Origin of the sequence: Arthrobacter sp. I3 (assembly GCF_000520575.1) — a bacterium.
Lineage (GTDB): Bacteria > Actinomycetota > Actinomycetes > Actinomycetales > Micrococcaceae > Arthrobacter > Arthrobacter humicola_A.
This window is the reverse complement of the sequence record NZ_KI914927.1, coordinates 43,627-45,160: the sequence shown is the minus strand read 5'-3', so window position 1 is coordinate 45,160 and position 1,534 is coordinate 43,627. Positions and strand designations below refer to the sequence as shown.

Here is a 1,534-nt window from a genome sequence, read left to right as displayed (position 1 = left end):
GGTGGGGCCCGCCGTCGTGCGATCTTAACTTTTAGTCCGGGTGGGCGCTAGTGCGCGTGGTCACCGCGGCTGTACTCGTAGACCCAGCCGACCAGTGCGACCACTGCCATCCCGCCGGCGATGAAGACGATCCACCAGCCCACGGCCAGGCCGAGGAACCCTGCGGCGCAGGACAGGCCCAGCATCAGCGGCCACCAGCTCCAGGGGCTGAAGTGTCCCTGTTCGCCGGCGCCTTCGTGGATCTCGGCGTCGTTGCGGTCCTCGGGGCGCATGCCCACGCGGCGGCCGGTGAAGCCGAGGTAAGCGCCGATCATGCCGGCGAGTCCGCCAACCAGCAGGATGGCCAGTGCGCCCACCCATTCAGTCCAGTTGGTCAGGTATCCGTAGATAAATGCAACGGGCACGAAGAAAAAGACGCCGAAGCCAAAGATCCTTGATTCGATTTTCACTTGGCGGTGTCCTTCTGGTCGGCGTTACCGAGAGCCGCTGCTGCCGGAGCAGGCGAATCCGCGGTGTAGGACTGGGAGAGCTCCGGGTGGTGCAGGTCCAGGGCAGGACGCTCGGAGCGGATGCGGGGCAGGGAGGTGAAGTTGTGACGCGGCGGCGGGCAAGACGTGGCCCATTCCAGCGAGGCACCGAAGCCCCACGGGTCGTCAACTTCCACACGCTCGTTGCTTCGCCAGGTGATGTAGACGTTCCAGAAGAACGGAATCAGCGAGGCGCCGAGGACGAACGAGGCGATGGTGGAGAACTGGTTCATCCACGTGAAGTTATCCTGCGGCATGTAGTCGGCGTAGCGGCGGGGCAGTGGGCGCTAGTGCGCGTGGTCACCGCGGCTGTACTCGTAGACCCAGCCGACCAGTGCGACCACTGCCATCCCGCCGGCGATGAAGACGATCCACCAGCCCACGGCCAGGCCGAGGAACCCTGCGGCGCAGGACAGGCCCAGCATCAGCGGCCACCAGCTCCAGGGGCTGAAGTGTCCCTGTTCGCCGGCGCCTTCGTGGATCTCGGCGTCGTTGCGGTCCTCGGGGCGCATGCCCACGCGGCGGCCGGTGAAGCCGAGGTAAGCGCCGATCATGCCGGCGAGTCCGCCAACCAGCAGGATGGCCAGTGCGCCCACCCATTCAGTCCAGTTGGTCAGGTATCCGTAGATAAATGCAACGGGCACGAAGAAAAAGACGCCGAAGCCAAAGATCCTTGATTCGATTTTCACTTGGCGGTGTCCTTCTGGTCGGCGTTACCGAGAGCCGCTGCTGCCGGAGCAGGCGAATCCGCGGTGTAGGACTGGGAGAGCTCCGGGTGGTGCAGGTCCAGGGCAGGACGCTCGGAGCGGATGCGGGGCAGGGAGGTGAAGTTGTGACGCGGCGGCGGGCAAGACGTGGCCCATTCCAGCGAGGCACCGAAGCCCCACGGGTCGTCAACTTCCACACGCTCGTTGCTTCGCCAGGTGATGTAGACGTTCCAGAAGAACGGAATCAGCGAGGCGCCGAGGACGAACGAGGCGATGGTGGAGAACTGGTTCATCCACGTG

At 64.9% G+C, this 1,534-nt stretch carries 2 protein-coding genes and 2 pseudogenes; all 4 read right to left on the bottom strand.

Annotated features, from left to right (window positions below):
• Positions 1-47: 47 nt before the first annotated feature.
• Complete coding sequence (locus tag Y706_RS0111610) at positions 48-449, bottom strand: cytochrome c oxidase subunit 4 (protein ID WP_018773077.1); 402 nt, start codon at positions 447-449, stop codon at positions 48-50.
• Positions 446-808 (bottom strand): annotated as a pseudogene (locus Y706_RS0111605) (cytochrome ubiquinol oxidase subunit I); the annotation flags it as partial. The gene Y706_RS0111610 and the pseudogene Y706_RS0111605, both read right to left, overlap by 4 nt.
• A 6-nt stretch (positions 809-814) precedes the next feature.
• Positions 815-1,216, bottom strand: coding sequence for a cytochrome c oxidase subunit 4 (locus Y706_RS0111600; RefSeq protein ID WP_018773077.1), 402 nt, complete (start codon positions 1,214-1,216; stop codon positions 815-817).
• Positions 1,213-1,534, bottom strand: a pseudogene (locus Y706_RS25045) (cytochrome ubiquinol oxidase subunit I); the annotation flags it as partial. The gene Y706_RS0111600 and the pseudogene Y706_RS25045, both read right to left, overlap by 4 nt.